The sequence below is a fragment of the Marinobacter changyiensis genome (assembly GCF_009193265.1).
Lineage (GTDB): Bacteria > Pseudomonadota > Gammaproteobacteria > Pseudomonadales > Oleiphilaceae > Marinobacter > Marinobacter changyiensis.
Genome location: NZ_VZZZ01000001.1, coordinates 246,898 through 264,794, shown reverse-complemented (window position 1 = coordinate 264,794; position 17,897 = coordinate 246,898). Strand labels below are relative to the sequence as shown.

The 17,897-nt window shown below is 57.8% G+C and carries 14 protein-coding genes; 2 read left to right on the top strand and 12 right to left on the bottom strand.

Annotation, left to right across the window (positions count from 1 at the left end; all coding sequences use genetic code 11):
• The first annotated feature begins 54 nt into the window (after positions 1-54).
• Together F6Y09_RS01385 and F6Y09_RS01380 are read left to right on the top strand one after the other, a co-directional pair.
• On the top strand, positions 55-1,017 hold the full coding sequence (locus F6Y09_RS01385) for a D-2-hydroxyacid dehydrogenase (RefSeq protein WP_152205137.1): 963 nt from the start codon (positions 55-57) through the stop codon (positions 1,015-1,017).
• A gap of 118 nt (positions 1,018-1,135) precedes the next feature.
• Positions 1,136-2,449 (top strand): YihY/virulence factor BrkB family protein, encoded by a 1,314-nt coding sequence (locus F6Y09_RS01380; RefSeq protein ID WP_152205136.1) that lies wholly within the window; start codon positions 1,136-1,138, stop codon positions 2,447-2,449.
• On the opposite strand, the gene F6Y09_RS01375 is transcribed toward F6Y09_RS01380, so the two are convergent.
• The 12 genes from F6Y09_RS01375 to metK form a co-directional block, all read right to left on the bottom strand.
• Positions 2,443-3,471 (bottom strand): HDOD domain-containing protein, encoded by a 1,029-nt coding sequence (locus tag F6Y09_RS01375; RefSeq protein WP_246180252.1) that lies wholly within the window; start codon positions 3,469-3,471, stop codon positions 2,443-2,445. The two genes, F6Y09_RS01380 and F6Y09_RS01375, sit on opposite strands and share 7 nt — an antisense overlap.
• Before the next feature lie 119 nt (positions 3,472-3,590).
• Positions 3,591-4,811, bottom strand: coding sequence for a DUF445 domain-containing protein (locus F6Y09_RS01370; RefSeq protein ID WP_152205134.1), 1,221 nt, complete (start codon positions 4,809-4,811; stop codon positions 3,591-3,593).
• A gap of 62 nt (positions 4,812-4,873) precedes the next feature.
• Positions 4,874-8,068: an efflux RND transporter permease subunit gene (locus F6Y09_RS01365; RefSeq protein WP_152205133.1), complete on the bottom strand. Its 3,195-nt coding sequence runs from the start codon at positions 8,066-8,068 to the stop codon at positions 4,874-4,876.
• Complete coding sequence (locus tag F6Y09_RS01360) at positions 8,065-9,333, bottom strand: efflux RND transporter periplasmic adaptor subunit (protein WP_179959312.1); 1,269 nt, start codon at positions 9,331-9,333, stop codon at positions 8,065-8,067. Before F6Y09_RS01360 ends, F6Y09_RS01365 begins: the two co-directional genes overlap by 4 nt.
• Positions 9,334-9,367: 34 nt before the next feature.
• Complete coding sequence (locus F6Y09_RS01355) at positions 9,368-10,108, bottom strand: 16S rRNA (uracil(1498)-N(3))-methyltransferase (protein WP_152205131.1); 741 nt, start codon at positions 10,106-10,108, stop codon at positions 9,368-9,370.
• A 3-nt stretch (positions 10,109-10,111) separates the two neighbouring features.
• Complete coding sequence (locus F6Y09_RS01350) at positions 10,112-11,461, bottom strand: adenosylmethionine--8-amino-7-oxononanoate transaminase (protein ID WP_152205130.1); 1,350 nt, start codon at positions 11,459-11,461, stop codon at positions 10,112-10,114.
• A gap of 335 nt (positions 11,462-11,796) precedes the next feature.
• Positions 11,797-12,543: an amino acid ABC transporter ATP-binding protein gene (locus F6Y09_RS01345; protein WP_152205129.1), complete on the bottom strand. Its 747-nt coding sequence runs from the start codon at positions 12,541-12,543 to the stop codon at positions 11,797-11,799.
• A 14-nt stretch (positions 12,544-12,557) separates the two neighbouring features.
• A complete protein-coding gene (locus F6Y09_RS01340; protein WP_152205128.1) occupies positions 12,558-13,229 on the bottom strand; it encodes an amino acid ABC transporter permease in 672 nt (223 codons plus the stop codon).
• Positions 13,230-13,299: 70 nt separating this feature from the next.
• The gene (locus tag F6Y09_RS01335) at positions 13,300-14,058 is read right to left on the bottom strand and encodes a transporter substrate-binding domain-containing protein (protein WP_152205127.1); all 759 of its coding nucleotides are present in this window, start codon (positions 14,056-14,058) and stop codon (positions 13,300-13,302) included.
• Between the two features lie 221 nt (positions 14,059-14,279).
• Positions 14,280-15,149, bottom strand: a complete 870-nt coding sequence (gene metF / locus F6Y09_RS01330) for a methylenetetrahydrofolate reductase [NAD(P)H] (RefSeq protein WP_152205126.1) — start codon at positions 15,147-15,149, stop codon at positions 14,280-14,282.
• Positions 15,150-15,175: 26 nt separating this feature from the next.
• On the bottom strand, positions 15,176-16,570 hold the full coding sequence (ahcY, locus tag F6Y09_RS01325; protein WP_152205125.1) for an adenosylhomocysteinase: 1,395 nt from the start codon (positions 16,568-16,570) through the stop codon (positions 15,176-15,178).
• A gap of 81 nt (positions 16,571-16,651) precedes the next feature.
• On the bottom strand, positions 16,652-17,842 hold the full coding sequence (metK, locus tag F6Y09_RS01320) for a methionine adenosyltransferase (protein WP_152205124.1): 1,191 nt from the start codon (positions 17,840-17,842) through the stop codon (positions 16,652-16,654).
• Positions 17,843-17,897 lie beyond the last annotated feature (55 nt).

Sequence of the window (17,897 nt, the reverse complement as noted above, 5' to 3'; positions counted from 1 at the left end):
ACTTAATCTTGGAGCTGTTGGATTAATCTGGCTCAAACCACAGAGGGTTATTTGATGAAGGCTGTTTTCCTGGATGCCGCCACCCTGGGCAGCGATGTCGACCTGTCTGCCCTTCGGGACACTCTCGATGAGCTGGTGCTTCATGAGCGCACTGCGCCGGATCAGGTGCAGGAGCGCATTGCCGGGTTTGATACCGTGTTGGTTAACAAGGTGGTGCTGGGCTCAGAGCACTTCAAGGCCAATCCGGAGTTAAAACGTATCGCGATCGTCGCCACCGGGACCAATAATATTGACCTGGATGCCGCCCGAGCGTCGGGCGTGCGAGTGGTGAACGTCATCCGTTACGGCCGCTCTACCGTGGCACAGCACACCATGGCGCTGATTCTGGCGCTGGCGACCCGGCTGGTGGATTACCACCGTGATGTGCAGGCCGGGCGCTGGGCCCAGAGCCCCCAGTTCTGCCTGATGAATCATCCGATCATGGAACTTGAGGGCAGGACACTGGGTATCGTCGGCTACGGAGATCTCGGGCAGGGTGTGGCCGAGCGGGCCAAGGCTTTCGGTATGAATGTGTTGCTGGGCGCACGCCCGGGGCAATCCGCGGGTTCCGTCGAGGGCCTCCGGCGCATTCCGATGGCGGAGCTGCTGCCCCGGGTGGATGTGCTGTCTCTGCACTGCCTGCTTACTCCGGAAACGCGCCACCTGATTGGTGCCCCGGAGTTGGCAATGATGAAACCTGATGCCTTGCTGATCAATACCAGTCGCGGTGGCCTGGTGGACGAACAAGCGCTGGCAGATGCCCTGCGGGCCGGGATTATCGGCGGCGCCGGCTTTGATGTGCTGACGGAGGAGCCCCCCAGGAATCACAATCCGCTGCTGGCAAGCGATATTCCGAACCTGATCGTCACGCCCCATTCTGCCTGGGCCAGCCGTGAAGCCCGCCAAAGGATCGTCCAACTGACCGCCGAAAGTCTGCGCGGGATGCGCGATGGCACTCTGGAGCGCTGGGTGGCCTGAGCTCCCCCAGAGTCATGCCGGGGGTAAAAGAGGTGGCAAGGGATTCCGCAAGTTGCCGGGAAATACGCCATACTATCGCCAGATCTTTTTTCCTTGACGATTACGCACAGGACGTTTTGTGGCTTCCAACACTTTGCAAGAACGGCTTCAGGCAGCTGAAAACTGGATTCTCGCCAACCCCAATCCTCCCCAGAAATGGCCCTGGACCTGGCTGCACACCTCAGGGCGGACCGCCTATGCGCTGGTGCGGGATATTATTAATGGCAATCTGACACTGCACGCCATGAGCCTGGTCTACACCACACTGCTCAGCATTGTGCCTTTGCTGGCGCTGAGCTTTTCGGTGTTGAAAGCATTGGGTGTCCACCAGCGCATGGAGCCATTTTTGTATCAGTTCTTCCAGCCCCTTGGGCCCCAGGGCATAGAAATCGCGGAACAGATACTGGGCTTCGTGGACAACATGAAAGTTGGGGTTCTGGGTTCCGTGGGTCTGGCCCTGCTGGTCTATACCGTGGTGTCACTGGTGCAGAAGATCGAGCGCTCCTTCAATATGATCTGGCGGGTGCCGGATGGGCGATCAGTGGCCCAGCGGTTCAGTAATTACCTCAGCGTCATCATGGTCGGCCCCCTGCTCATGGTGTCGGCCATTGGTGTCAGTGCAACGATATTTTCATCCGAGTTTGTTCAGGCCCTGATTGCGATCGAGCCGCTGGGGTCAGTGATTCTGATACTCAGCCGCTTCACCCCGTTTTTCCTGGTGGCCGGTGCGTTTACCTTTGTTTATGTGTTCATGCCCAATACCCGGGTCAAGGTCAAATATGCGTTTATCGGTGGACTGGTTGCGGGCGTATCCTGGCAGGCCGGGGGTATGTTGTTTGCGTCTTTTGTGGCGGGCTCTGCCAAGTACGCTGCTATCTACTCCAGTTTTGCCATTGGAATCATTCTTCTGATCTGGGTATACCTCAACTGGATGATCCTTCTGCTGGGTGCCAGTATCGTATTTTACCTGCAGAATCCGGGCTCCGTTGCCAAGCGTCACCGGGTGCGGTTCTCTCCGGAGCTGCAGGAAAAAGTGGCCATGGTGATTATGTGGCTGGTATGCAAACCCTTCAGTGAGGGTAAGCCGGCACCACAGCAGGAAAAGCTCGAACATCAATTAAGGGTGCCCGGCGAAGTGGCCAGGCGCATGAGCGACAAGCTCATACGGGGCGGGTTGATTACCCTGGCAGGGCCAAACAGCGACCTGTTAGTGCCCGGTCGCTCGCTGGATCTGATCAGGGTTGAGGATGTGATGTCGGTGGTACGGGAGGACGAGGATAAAATGGTCCGCCGTCTGCCGGATGTATTGCCGCCAGGCATTATGGATCGGGGGGAGGCGACCTCGAAAACCTTTGCAGAGCTGCTTCGACCGCAGCAAGCTGACACTCAGTGAGACCGAGGGTCGCCCTCTTTCAACATTGCAGCAATGGCTGGGCGCACCCGATCAAATTCCTGATCGGTCAACTGAATGACCTGCCTCAGCTCCTCCTCCGGCAGGTTGCGCTGATGTGCATGACGCAGGACTTCGCGAGTGCCCAGAATAATGCCATCGTTCAGCGGCGTATGCTGTTCGCCCGGCGTTGGCCGTTCCGCTGTTAGCAGTTGAGCTACAAAACGGGGTGGCAACGCCCAGTCGTTGGCCAGCAGCTGGGCCGCTTTCCAGTCATATCGCTTCAATGCCTCGCAGATCACCTGTGGCTCCACTTCCGTCGAGGGCAGCCGGACGAGGTAAAGGCGCTGTACTTCCCGTCTCAGGGTCATGTAAGACAAGGCCGGGAACAATCCGACCATGAAGAACGCGTTGGTGTCCTGGCCATGTAGGCGGGCAATCATTTCCGCCGAACGTGCGCAGGTCAGGCCCCACCGCCAGACCCGCTGGGCAAACAGTGCTTCGCTGCTATTGCGGGCGGCCAGCATCGGCCGTAACAGGGAGGCCGAGATAACGCTGCGAATACCGTCAATGCCGATGATGAATATAGCCTGGTCTACGGATTCGATCGTCTGTTCGCCGGTCCGGAAAAACGGGCTGTTGACCACCTGCAGTAGCTGATCGGTCAGCGCGGGGTCGCCGAGGATGATTTTGCTCAGTTTGCTGCGGTCAGTGTTCTCGTCAGAGAGCCCCCGCAGCAGCATGGGCAGGGTCATGGGTTGGCGGGGAAGTTCCTCCAGCTTGCCCTCCATGATACGGGTCTCAAGCTCGGGCAGAATCAGATTGCCATGGAGCGCTGGCTTCTCGAGCTGGGCCGGATTGGTGTCGAGAATCCAGCTGAAAAGGTGCTCTTCCAGTTTATGGAGAGCTGGCTCAAGGTCTGTTTCAGGCGGGGGCGCGCCCCGGCCAGGGTGTAGCAGTCGCGACGGTAACTCCGGGCCGGGAGGTGGTGGCCTCGAAAACAGCGTTGATATCCAGGACAGCAATCTCAAAATCCATCGGCCTCAGTCTGATAGTGGGTCACTCCGCCGCAGGAGTATAGAACCTGTAAGGTTTTATGGCACGTTTTCCGATGAGGTTTTTTTTGGTAAGACCCTGAGGGACATCAATAGCCGAATATAAACAGCAGCTGCCCGACCCCGGCGGTGAAGCCGAGGAATGCGCCTACCAGAATGAGCTTGATTTCGTCTTCCTGGAAGCAGGGCCTCAGCAGATCCTGGAATTCTTCTGATGACAGCGCAATCATCCGTTCCACCATGATGCGCTCCACAGCTTCGGCCCGGTCTTTTTGAAACACCGGATTGGTGAACGAGGTTCGGGATATTTCAATGGCCTTTTCACCAACCTGGTACTTCAGAGTCGCAAACCCGGTGGGGCCGAACGCCACCTGGGTCAATGCCTTACCCATACCGGTAGTTTCATCCACTAATGGTTTGATGTGTTTCTTGACCATGTTGCGGGCACGTTCACCATTAGGTCCGTTGAGAATCGCGTGAACGATGTTGCTCACCGTCAGAATTTCGTGGGTGACGATATGACAGAACGACTGGGCTACCTCATCCTGGCGTTTCAGAAACAGGCCCTGAAGCCGGAGCGGGCCAATCTTCTTCTCATGGAGGGGGCGAAAAATCACGTTCAGGGCGATCCAGTTAGTGGCCCAGCCCACTAATAGACCGAAAAACGGCAGTACCCACCAGCTTTGATAGAAATACCAGACCGACATCTGGACGAGGCCGAACAGGAAACCGAAGTAGAAGCCGGAATTCACGATAAAGCGAAACTCCACTTCGCCGCATTCCAGAAAAATCCGGTTAAGCAACTGTTTGTCGGCAGCGAGCCGGTCAATCACCATGCCCTTGATGTCCAGCAGGCCTTCGATGTTCTCCGACACATCTCCGACCAGGTTGTCCACCAGGTGAGGCGTGGACTTTCGGACCCGGTCATACACCATACGGCGGGCGGAAGAGGGCAGGTTTTCCCAGAATGTCGGGTATTCCTGCAACATCAATTCATCAACGTACTCCTCGGTGCGGGGCTCGACTGAATGAATGATGTGGGCCGCCAGTACCTGGGGGTCAATCTGGTCGAATATCTCGTTTACGGTGCCAATCTTGGAGATGGTGGCATCCACACTGATGGCGGCCATTTTGCGCGCTTTTGAGGGAATAATGCCCTGCCAGCCCAGTAGCGGGGGCTTGCCAACGAATTCGAGCGGGTAGAACGTCATCTTGATGGCCAGCCAGTTGGTGATCCAGCCAATTAGCGCTGCGATGACCGGTATGCTGAGGTACTGCCAGAACTCGACTTGGGTTAACAGCGCATTCATCCTGAAGCTCGGTGGTTATAGAGGCTGACTATGGTTTGCAGGCTGTGTTGGTTGCGACAGACCTAAGAATTTCGTTGGTCTGGATGATGTTCTGCACCGTCAGTATTGTCAATGATTGCCCCGGAGGCAGCGCCTGTTCGAAGCGTCGACAGCCAGCCGGCACTGTCTTCGATCAGTGACAGTAATACCGGCACCACCAACAGAATCAGGAACGTACCTACTGCCAGCCCGAACGCGATACTGGCGGCCATGGGGATAAGGAACTGGGCCTGCAGGGAGGTTTCAAACAGCAGCGGCAGCAAGCCGCCGATCGTCGTCAGCGAGGTCAATAAAACTGCCCTCAGGCGCTGGCAGGTGGCCTCCAGCAGGGCCGGCCGTGACGCCATGCCCCCGGCGCGTAATTCCTTGTAGAAGGTCACCAGAATAATGGAGTCGTTGATCACAATGCCCGACAGGCCGAACATGCCAAACAGCGACAGTATAGTAAGATCAATACCCAGCACCAGGTGCCCGAGAATGGCACCGCAAAGACCGAAAGGTATGGCGATCATCACTGCGATGGGCCAGCTGTAGGCCCCGAATACCCAGGCCAGAATGATGTAAATCATGGCCAACCCGATCAGCGCGCCCGCCAGCATGTCGTCTCCGGTTTCCCGCTGTTCCTCCGCCTTGCCTTTGAACGTTGCCTGCACGCCGTAACGACTCAGAACGCCAGGCAGCACCTCCTGTTGCAGGTCACCGATAACCTGGTTGGCGTTGGTAACACCACTGTCAACGTCCCCGGTGACGCTGACCCCTAGCTGGCCATCGGTATGGCGAAGCAGGGCCAGGCCACGGCGGGATTCCAGCCGGATGATGTTTTCCAGGGGTGCCGTGTCACCACTGGGGGTTACAATCGGTAAGGTCGCAAGCGTACGTTGCAGTTCCCGCTCGGCTTTCGGCAGCATGATCCGCACTTCGACCTCATCGTTGGCGTCGTAAAATACCTGGAGGAGCTGACCGTCCAGCGCGGCCCGCATCTGCCGCCCGACCTCGTCAATGGTCAGGCCAACCGACTGCGCCAGTGGGGTGAGGGTGAACACATACTGCTGCTTGCCCCAGGGCAGGTCATCCAGAATGTCCGTCACGCCCTCGTAATTCCGCAAGGCCGCCTTGATGTCTTCCGCGGCCGCTTTCAGGGTGCCCGCATCACCTCCGGTCACGAAAATGTCCAGGGGTTTGCCTGGTGGGCCACCCTGAGGACTGGTTATGGATAATTGCTCCACACCCGCCAGCTCTGGCAACTGGTCACGCCAGGCACCTATGAATTCCGGATTTCTCACTTCCCGGGCATCCGGTGTCACCAGCTCTACCGATACCATGGCATACTGCTCGCCACGTTCAATAGTGCGGCCGCCATTAAATGAGCCCTGGTTGAGGTTCAGCAGGGCCATCTTGACCAGGTCGTCGTCCTGTTTCAGGTCATCGTTTACCTGCCAGAGCGCATCTTCCATCAGGCGGCCATAGGCCTTGACGTCAGAAGGTGGGGTGCCGGCGGCAAACTTGACGCTGGCCACCACGCGGGAAGTCTCCGGGGTCGGGAAAAAGGTGAAACGAACGTGGCCGGTTGCCACCAGCGCCATGCTTAATGCCAAAGCACAGGCCGTGCCGACCAGCACGGTGCCACGATGATTCAGGCTCCATTCGGCAACCGGGCGGAATTGCCGGTCACGAAAGTAGGCAAAACCTGCTTCGAGTTTTTTGCGGGTGCGGCCGGGCTCCCGGTGGTGGTTCTTGTGGAAGCCGGCCCGCAAGTGTCCGGGCAGAATCAGGAAGCTCTCGACCAGTGAGGCTATGATCACGCAAATCACCACAAAGGGGATGTCCCGCAGAATCTGGCCAATGATACCGCTCACCAGCATCAACGGCAGGAAGGCGGCAATGGTGGTCAGGGATGAGCTCATCACCGGCACAAGCATTCGTCGCGCGCCGCCCTCCGCGGCCTCGAGGGAGCGCTCGCCTTTTTCGTAATGGGTCATGGCGTCCTCCGCCACGACAATAGCGTCATCCACGAGGATGCCCAGCGTCATAATCAGTGCAAACAGGCTGATCATGTTGATGCTGCCGCCGTTTAGCCAGAGCACCGCCAGTGCACCCATATAGGATATGGGAATGCCCGCGGCTACCCAGAACGCAATCCGGCCATTCAGAAAGATAAACAGAATGCCCACCACCAGCAGCAGCCCGGTGATACCGTTTTTCAGCAGCAGATTGATGCGGTCAACGATCAACTCGTACTGCTCGTCAAACGTGATCAGCTGCAGTCCCCGGGGCAGGTTGGGCCGGGTATCCTCCAGCCAGGTGGTCATGATCTCGGCGGCTTTCAGGGCATCGGAGGATTCGGTTCGCTGAAGCTCCATCAGCACAGCCGGCTGGCCCTGATAATAGATTTCGACACTGTTGTCTTTCGGTCGCCGCTGAACGTCCGCAATATCACCCAGGGCCAAACGTCGACCATCCGAAGTCGTTATCAAGGGCATGCGTGCAAAGGCATCGGCGCTACGGCCCTTTTCCAGGCTGCGTATTTCCCGCACTGACTCTTCCTCGCCCACGGTACCGGCCGGAATGTCCTGGCTCTGGCGCACGATGCGCTGGCCCATGGTCGGCAGGTCCATAGCCAGCGCTGAAATCGTCTGGCTGCTCACCTCAATGGCAATTTCCCGCTCCGGCAGCCCGGACAGTTCAACTTTGGCAATACCGCGGTCCAGCAGCTGTTTTTCAAACTGATAGACCAGCGGTCGCATCGCTTCAAGCCGGGCGGGGCCGGTCAGTATCACGGTGGCGACGGATTCGTTACGGACAAACTTGCTGATTTCCGGGCGCTCGGCATCCGAGGGCAGGTTACGAACCAGGGGGACAAACTCATTGACCTGATCCAGGGCAATGCCCATGTCGGAGTCTTCCTCGTATTCGATCACGATGCTGCTGAAGCCCCGGGACGAGGTGGACTGCATTTCCTTCACATCATCGAGATTGCGCAACTCCTGTTCCAGCGGAGTGGTGATCGAACGCGCCACGTCCTCGGCGCTCGCACCGGGCCAGGCTACCCGAACGGTGATGAAGTCGGTGGCGAAATTGGGAAAGAACTGACGGTTCAGATTGCTCAGGGAATAGACCCCGGCGAGGATAAGAATCAGCATCAGCAGATTGGCCGCTACCCGGTGTTGGGCAAAACGGCCAATAATGTCTTCCCGGTGGGGGATCGGGCCCAGTGTCATGCGTCAGGCTCCGCTCTGATAACATCCACCTTGAGGCCATTGATGGCGTTCGGCAACTGGGTGGCGAGGATCTGGTCGCCGGTGCTCAGCTGGTCAGACTGCACCAGCAGGCGTTGGCTGCCGTCTTCAAAGCGGTCGCCAATCAGCACGACCTGAACCGACATCAAACGGTTCTCAATCACCTTGTAAACCGTGGACTCGTCGTAGAGTGCGGAGACCGGGAGTGAGAAGGTGTTCTCACGGGCATTCAGATCGAGCAGCAGATCCAGTGTCCGGTTCAGTGCCGCCGGGGGCTGGTCACCCTGAAACCGGAACAGTCCATCTACCCCGCCGGCACCGACATTGACCTGTCCACTCAGCCGCTCCAGAGCGAGGGTATAGGTTTCTCCTGATAACGCCGTGGTGGCCCACATGGCCCGACCCGACGCCAGAGCCTGCTCAGCGTTCGCGGTCCAGCGCATGGGAAGCTGGGCCCGCACCTCGAGCTGGTCAATGGCGTAGAGGCTGACCAGGGGCTCGCTGGCACGAACCCGCTCGCCGGGGCTGACCTCGATGCCTGTGACTACACCGTCAAACGGCGCCACCACATCGGTCCGGCTCAGGTCCAGTCTGGCTTGTTGCAGTAATGACCGGGCTCGCTCAAGCCGGGCATCAAGGGATTGTATCCGGCTCTGGTGATTGGCAACCGCCAGTTCCCGGTTGATCAGGGATAACTCGGCGGTCTGCAGCAGCTGTCGAGCCTGGTCGATGCGGGACTGGCTGGTGAAGTTGGAGTCGGAAAGCCGTTGCTCTCGGTCAAGCCCGCGCCGGGCGATTTCCACCAGGGCTTTTTCCCGTTCAAGAAATTGCCGGTCTGCGCGCTGCTGGTTCAGCTCGCTGGCCCGCTGGGCCTGGAGTTCGGCGACATCCGCCTGACGCTGGGTAACAATCAGCTCTACTTCGGAAGGGTCCAGCTGAACCATGACATCACCGGCGCGCACTGGTGAGCCTTCAAGCACGGGTATCGCTTTGACGTCAGCGGTGACGGCAGACGTCAGGGTTGATTGAAACGGTGTCTCCACACGGCCTAGCAGCCGCAGTTGGGGCGCTCTGGCGGCGGAATCCAGGGTGACTGTGCGAATGGGCCAGGTACGTTCTTCGGCCTGGGATTCCGGGGGTGTGGGTTTCATGAAGCTGAAGATCCAAATCAGCACCACCGTCGCCACGATCAACAGCAGCGGAATCAACAAACGTCTGGCATTACGCAACAACCGGGATGAAGCCACAGAACCGTCTCTCGTCGTAAACATTGTTCAAAAATTACGTACCGGGCTGAGCATCACCCCAGAGCCACTGGCAAACCGCCATGGCGGCGACCGGGGCGGTCTCTGTTCGCAAAACCCTCGGCCCCAGTGCAGCCGGCAGGAACCCGGCCGCTTCAGCAATACGAATTTCTTCATCCGTCAGCCCACCTTCAGGGCCAATCATCAGGGCCAGGCTTGTCGGTTTTGCCAGGCCCGCCAGCGATTGTGCTGTGCGATGATGGAGCACCAACCGAAGATCGCAGCCTGCGGTTTGTGCCAGCCAGTCCCCGATGGTGCAGATTGCTGCCACCTCAGGCACCATCGCCCGTCCGCACTGCTCGGCAGCGCTTATCGCCACCGACTGCCAGTGTTTGACCCGTTTGTCTTCCCGGTCGCCTTTGAGCTTTACTTCGCAGCGTTCACTGACCAGAGGAACGATACGCGCGACACCCATCTCGACACTCTTCTGGATGGCGTAATCCATCCGGTCGCCCCGGGAGAGCACCTGACCGAGAACAATGGCAAGGGGGGATTCGGTGGTGTTGGCGCTCGCCTCCCCAATGTCCACCTGGACAGATTTCTTGCCGACATCCACCAGTGTCGCCGGGTAATCAAGGCCGTCACCATTGAACAGGCTGACCGCCTGGCCAACCTGCATCCGCAACACCTTACCTACATGCTGAGCGGCATTATCATCGAGATAAACCGTTGTGCCGGTCTGCAGCGGCTCGGGTGTAAAAATTCTGGGAATGCGCATGGGTCAGTCCTTGATGGCGATCTCAATGCCTTCCGTTGCCACCTGGGCAAGATGCCGTATCTGTTCCTCGGTGATCACATAGGGCGGCATAAAGTAAATCACATTTCCCAGCGGACGCAACAGGGCCTGCCGGGTCAGCGAATGCCGGTATACCTTGAGACCGCGACGTTCCTGCCAGGGGAAGGGCGTCTTGCTGGCTTTATCCTTGACCATTTCTATCGCGAGCGTCATGCCACACTGGCGGATGTCGCCCACGTTGGGATGGTCCACCAGATGCGCCACCGACTCCCCCATGCAGGCGGACAAGGCGCGATTGCTGTCAATCACGTGGTCATCCCGAAAAATGTCCAGCGTCGCCAGTGCCACCGCACAACCGATAGCGTTGCCGGTGTAACTGTGGGAATGCAGAAACGCCCGCAGGGTTTCATAGTCATCGTAAAAAGCCTGGTAAACATTGTCTGTGGTCAACACCACGGATAACGGCAAATAACCTGCTGTCAGGCCTTTCGACAGACACATGAAGTCCGGCGTAATGCCTGCCTGCTCACACGCAAACATGGTCCCGGTGCGGCCAAAACCAACAGCGATCTCATCGGCAATCAGATGCACACCATAGCGGGTGCAGGCCTCCCGCAACCTGGTGTGGTAAATCGGGTGGTGCATGCGCATGGAACCGGCACACTGAATCAGCGGTTCCACAATGACCGCGCAGATTTCATCGTGCTGCTCCGCCAGGATACGCTCCATCGCTTCGAACTGACGCAGGGCATAGTCCTCTTCCGACTCTCCCGGCTCGCGATTATAGGCATCCGGCGACGGCGCTGTTATGACTTCCATCAATAAAGGCTGATAGGTGTCCTTGTATAACGCCACATCGCCCAGCGCCAGCGCACCCAGCGTCTCGCCGTGGTAGCTATTGCTGAGATTAACGAAATTCTTCTTGGCGGGTTTGCCGTGGTTTTTCCAGTAGTGATAACTCATCTTCAGGGCGGCTTCGATGGCGGATGAGCCATTGTCAGCATAGAAACACTTGCTCAGCCCCTCCGGCGTAATTTCGATCAGCCGTTCCGACAGGTTCACCACCGGCTCATGGCTGAAGCCCGCCAGAATCACATGCTCCAATTGCTCGATCTGATCCCGGATAGCGCCGTTGATCCGGGGGTTGGCGTGGCCAAACAGATTCACCCACCAGGAACTGACCGCGTCGATGTAGCGATTGTTCTCGAAGTCCTCCAGCCAGACGCCTTCCCCCCGTTTGATCGGAATCAGCGGCAGGCTTTCGTGGTCCTTCATCTGGGTACACGGGTGCCAGACCGATTTCAGATCTCTCGCGACAATATCAGCGTTGCGCATGGGGCTTCTCCTGTCTGTTCACGGAATAGGGGGCATTTGACCGGGTACCCATAATACGTGTGAGAGGCCAACAGGCGCCAGCCGTAAACCATTTTCTGTTTGTGGGTTAACGGCGGTGAAGGTCATCGCCGAATCGAGCTGTTCATCAGGTGAGATCGGTATACACACAAAGAGGGGATTTTTTGCTGCATTGGTATTAACCCCGGAAGCCGAGGTCGGGTGATGTTCTCCCAGACCTTCTGTTGCCAGGGATGGCAACAGAGAGCCTACAGGGAAGTATCCACGGCGTGTCTGGGAGAACATCGCCTGACCCTGGCGCATGCTTTAAAGTAAAGTCAGTGCTTCAAAACCCGAGACAAAAACGACTGGGTCCGCTCATTCTGAGGGTTATCAAACACATCTTCCGGCTTACCCTCCTCAACAATCTGGCCCTCGTGGATGTAAATGACGCGGTCAGCCACTTCCCGGGCAAAGCCCATCTCGTGGGTCACCACCATCATCGTCATACCCTCCTTGGCCAGTTTGCGCATCACATCGAGCACCTCGCCGATCATCTCCGGGTCCAGTGCCGAAGTAGGCTCATCAAACAGCATCAGCCGGGGCTCCATCGCCAACGCCCGGGCAATGGCCACCCGTTGCTGTTGGCCGCCGGAAAGCTGGCTGGGGTATTTGTCGGCCTGGCTTCCGATGCCCACCCGGTCAAGAAGCCGCACGGCCGTTTCTGCCGCAGCGGACTTGGACGCCTCCTTCACTTTCATCGGCGCCAGCATGATGTTCATCTGCACCGTGAGGTGGGGGAACAGGTTGAACTGTTGAAACACCATGCCGACCTCTTTACGGATGGTCGCCAGGGCTTTCTGACTGCCGCCCTTGGGAGCGAGCTTTTCACCGTCTACTGTGAGCTCCCCGGATTCATATTCCTCGAGGCCATTTACACAGCGAATCAGCGTCGATTTGCCGGAGCCACTGGCCCCGATGATAACCACGACCTCGCCCTGCTTTACGGTCAGGTCGATGTCTTTCAATACATGAAGATCGCCAAAATATTTGTTCAGGCGCTGCATGGATACAATGTCAGTCATTAGAGTCGCCTTCCTCAGGTGGATGCCAGACCGCGACGCTCGACAAAGCGCAGCAACATCGACAGGGACAGAGTGATGCACAGGTACATGATGGCCACCACGAAATAGACCTCAAAAGCGGTGAACGTGTTGGCAATGTAGACCTGGCCCTGACGAACCAATTCCCCGACACCGATAACCGAAAATAGTGACGTGTCCTTGATGCTGACAATGGCCTGGTTGCCCAGCGGCGGGATCATGCGGCGAAACGCCTGGGGCCAGACAATCGACCAGAAGGTCTGGGACCGTGACAGCCCGAGCGACAGACCGGCTTCGGACTGGCCCTTGTCAATGGACTGCACGCCGCCGCGCACAACTTCGGAAATGTACGCGCCGGAGTTCAGCGCAATTGCAGCAATACCCGCCGCCAGCGGATCAATCGGGCTGCCGATCAGATCTGGCAGGCCATAGAAGATAAACAGCACCTGCACGAGAATAGGGGTGCCCCGGAAAATTTCGATATAGGCCGTTGCCGGCCAGCGCAGAAACCACTTCTTGTTGATGCTGAGCAAACCGAAAAAGATGCCCAGGGCAAAGCCGATGGCCAGGCCGCCGAAAGAAATCAGAAGGGTGTACGGAATACCTTTGAGCAGAAACGGAATCGAGTCGATTGCCGCCTGCCAGTCGAATTGAAACTGGAACTCCACGATGGGTTCTCCTGGCGAAGTGGAAGGCGCGCCGGGACCACTCCCGGCGCACTAGCGTGGACTGAGGCCTCTAGTTGGCGTCAGGCATGGGTCCAAACCACTTCTCATAGATGGTCTCGTAGGTACCATCTTCCTTCATGGCGGCGAGCGCCTCGTTGACGTCGTCAACCCACTCGCTGCCGTTTTTCAACGCAATGCCGTATTGCTGGCCTTCGTAAAGTTGACCAACGGTTTCTACCTGGCCTTCGCCGCGGGTGCGGGCAAAATAGCCCACGTTAGGGGCGTCATAGAATACCGCATCGACACTGCCTTGCATCAGCGCCATATACATATCGGAGCTGCCCGGATAAGGCGTGACACCATCGTTGTCGTCAAGATTTTTTACCAGGTAATCGTAGCTGGTACTACCGATTTTGGTGCCGACTTTCTTGCCCTCCAGGTCACCTACTTCGGAAATGCTGTCATCGCCTGCGCGCTTGAGGATGCGCAAGCCTGAATCGTAGTAGGGGTCTGAGAAATCGACGATTTCTTCGCGCTCTTCGGTGATGGTGATGCCGGCGATTGCCATGTCGATATTACCTGTCTGCAGGGCCGGGATGATGCCGTTGAAATCCATCGTGTTGAGGTCATATTCGAAACCGGCGCGTTTTGCCACCTCCGCAATGATTTCCATGTCAAAACCGATCATTTCACCGGTTTCCTGGTCCATCATTTCAAAAGGAACAAAGCTGGGGTCGGTTGCTACACGCAGGGGTTCCGCGCTAAGTGCGGTGGTGCTTATCGAGAGGGCGACAGCCGCGCCCAGGGTTTTCAGCCATGTCTTCGTCATGTTGTCTCCTTGATTTTCTAATTATTGAACCTTCGGGTGGGTATTCGCGAGGTCCGGTGACTTAAGGGTAGCGTTTGGCTACAACCCATCAAGTTTAGACTATGGTCGGTATGAAGGGCGGAATCAAATTTCAGGGATGGGAGCAAAGTCGTATTGACCGGGCTTCAGGAAGAACCGGGGAACAGGCTCCCCGGTTTGTAGCGCCTGGCTAGGGTCCGCCCCTAGAACGCAATTTTGTCCCGCTCGCCCAGGCCCAGATTTTTCCAGATGCTGATGCTTGGTTCCACCTGGTTCAGGGTATAGAAGTGCAAGCCAGGCACACCGGCGTCCAGCAATTTGCCACACATCTCCGTCAGCATTTCCTCGCCGAATTTCCGGATGCTCTCGCTGTCATCGCCATAAGCTTCCAGCTGCTTGCGAATCCAGCGGGGAATCTCCGCCCCGCACATGTCTGAGAACCGCACCAGGTTGGAAAAGTTGACGATCGGCATGATGCCCGGCACCACCGGAACGGTGACGTTCATCTTTTCCAGCCGGTCAATAAAGTAGAAGTAGCTGTCAATGTTGAAGAAGTACTGGGTGATGGCGCTGTTGGCGCCAGCCTCCACCTTGCGGGCGAAGTTTTTCAGATCTTCCTCGGCATTGCGGGCCTGGGGATGAAACTCAGGGTAGGCCGCCACTTCAATATTGAAGGCGTCACCGGAGTGGTCCCGGATAAACTTTACCAGCTCGTTGGCATGGCGCAGTTCCCCCGCCGACCCCATGCCGGATGGCATGTCGCCCCGCAGGGCGACAATCCGGTTGATGCCATTTTCCCGGTACAGGTCCAGCAGTTCCGCAATACTTTCCTTGGTGGAGCCAATACAGGAAATATGCGGCGCCGTGGAAATGCCCTGTTTGTGCAGGTTGATCACAGTCTCCAGGGTGCGGTCGCGTGTAGACCCGCCCGCACCGAAGGTGACCGAGAAAAAATCCGGGTGCACCCCGGCGAGCTGGTCCCGGACACCCTGGAGTTTTTCCTTGCCCTTGTCGGTCTTGGGGGGGAAGAACTCAAAGCTGAACCGGCGTTTGAACTGCTTCTGGGATTGCATGTGATGGCTCTCAGTCAGTCAATCAATCAGTACTTGTAGCTGTCAGTCTTGAACGGGCCAGCTACCGGTACACCGATGTAGTTCGCCTGTTCCGGTGTCAGCTTGGTCATCACGCCGCCGAAGCCCTCTACCATCGCACGGGCTACTTCCTCATCGAGCTGCTTGGGCAGTACCTGGACGTACACACCCTTGGCGCGGGCATCTTCCGGCAGATCCGCAAACTTGCGCTCGAACAGATACATCTGGGCCAATACCTGGTTAGCAAAAGAGCCGTCCATGATCCGTGACGGATGGCCGGTAGCGTTGCCCAGATTCACCAGCCGGCCTTCAGACAGCAGAATCAGGTGGTCGTTGACAGTCTTGTCGCGATAAATCACGTGAACCTGCGGCTTGACCTCGTCCCACTCCCAGTTTTTTCGCATAAAGGCCGTGTCGATCTCATTGTCAAAGTGACCAATGTTGCACACGACGGCACCGCTCTTGATGGCTTTGAGCATGTTGGCATCACACACATTCATGTTGCCGGTGGTGGTGACCAACAGGTCAATGTTCTGCAGCAGGGCCTTGTTGATGCCTGCTTCCGTGCCGGTGTTGATGCCATTGATATAGGGTGACACCACTTCAAAGCCGTCCATGCAGGCCTGCATGGCGCAGATCGGATCAGCTTCGGTGACTTTGACGATCATGCTTTCCTGACGCAGGGACGCCGCGGAACCTTTGCCTACATCGCCGTAGCCGATGACCAGTGCTTTCTTGCCGGCCATCAAGTGGTCGGTAGCGCGTTTGATGGCATCGTTCAGGCTGTGACGACAACCGTACTTGTTGTCGTTCTTGGCTTTGGTGACCGCATCGTTAACGTTGATGGCCGGTACTTTCAACGTGCCGTCCCGCAGCATTTCCTGCAGACGGTGTACGCCGGTGGTGGTCTCTTCGGTCACCCCGTGGCACTTGCTCAGGATCTCCGGGTACTTTTCATGGAGCAGGGCGGTGAGGTCGCCGCCGTCGTCCAGAATCATATTGGGTTCCCAGCCCTCGACATCGGCACCGACAGTGCGCTCAAGACACCAGTCGTATTCATCATCGGTTTCGCCTTTCCAGGCAAACACCGGAATACCGCTCTCGGCAATGGCGGCGGCCGCGTGGTCCTGGGTGGAGAAGATGTTGCAGGAAGACCAGCGCACATTGGCGCCCAGTTCCACCAGAGTCTCGATCAGCACGGCGGTCTGGATGGTCATGTGAATGCAGCCCATCACATTGGCGCCGGCCAAAGGCCGCTCTGCTTTGTACTTGTTGCGCAACGCCATCAGGGCGGGCATTTCGCCTTCTGCGATGTTTATTTCCTTGCGGCCATAAGCCGCCTGGCTGAGGTCGCGGACTTTGTAATCGGAAAAGTTCTTAAGTTGTTCTGCTGGAGTGCTCATGGTGTTCTCCTGTTGCGACCCTGGGCCGCGTTAACATGGCGGCCTGGTGAGGTCAGAATGTGTAACGGTAAATCTGTACGATCAAGCGCCCGCTGCGTCTTTCAGGAGGGCGGCTTTATCGGTCTTTTCCCACGGGAAGGCGGTAAACGTCTCGCCCTTCACGGTCATTTCAAAAGGTTCACGGCCGAAGTGGCCGTAGGCAGCCGTGGCCCGGTACATCGGGTGCTGCAGGTCGAGCATGTTGGTGATCGCGTAGGGTCGCAGGTCGAAGTTCTTGCGCACCAGTTCGATGATCTTGTCGTCGCCGATCTTGCCGGTGCCGAAAGTGTTCAGGGAGATCGAAGTCGGCTGCGCCACGCCGATGGCGTAGGACACCTGAATCTCGCACTTGTCGGCCAGGCCGGCGGCGACGATGTTCTTGGCCACGTAACGGCAGGCGTAGGCGGCGGAACGGTCAACCTTGGAGGGGTCCTTGCCGGAGAACGCGCCGCCACCGTGTCGGGCCATACCACCGTAGGTGTCGACGATGATTTTGCGGCCGGTCAGGCCACAGTCGCCGACCGGACCACCGATCACGAACTTGCCGGTCGGGTTGATGTGGAACTGGGTGCCTTTGTGCAGCAGCTCTGCCGGCAGGGCGTGCTTGACGATCAGTTCCATCACCGCCTCTTTCAGGTCGGCCTGGGAGACGTCGGGATCGTGCTGGGTGGACAGTACCACGGCTTCGATGCCGGCAACCCGGCCGTTCTCATAGCGGCAGGTAACCTGGCTCTTGGCGTCCGGGCGCAGCCATGGCAGCAGGCCGCTTTTGCGGGCTTCGGCCTGGCGCTGGACCAGACGGTGGGAGAAGGTGATCGGCGCCGGCATCAGCACGTCGGTTTCGTTGCTGGCGTAGCCGAACATCAGGCCCTGGTCGCCGGCACCCTGGTCTTCCGGCTTCTGGCGGTCAACGCCCTGGGCGATGTCGACGGACTGCTTGCCGATGATGTTGATGATGCCGCAGGTGTCGCCATCATAGCCCACGTCGGAGGAGGTATAACCTATGTCTTTGATGACGCCGCGCACCAGGTCTTCCAGGTCGACCCAGGCGGAGGTCGTGATTTCACCACCGACGATCGCGACGCCGGTTTTTACCATGGTTTCGCAGGCAACACGGGCGTGGGGGTCTTCGGCCAGGATGGCATCCAGAACCGCGTCGGAAATCTGGTCCGCCAGTTTGTCAGGATGGCCTTCTGAGACCGATTCGGAAGTAAAAACGCTGTAATCAGACATTGGGTATAGCTCCTCTTGAGCACTTGAACATAGGTTCTTTTATTAAATGGCCCGG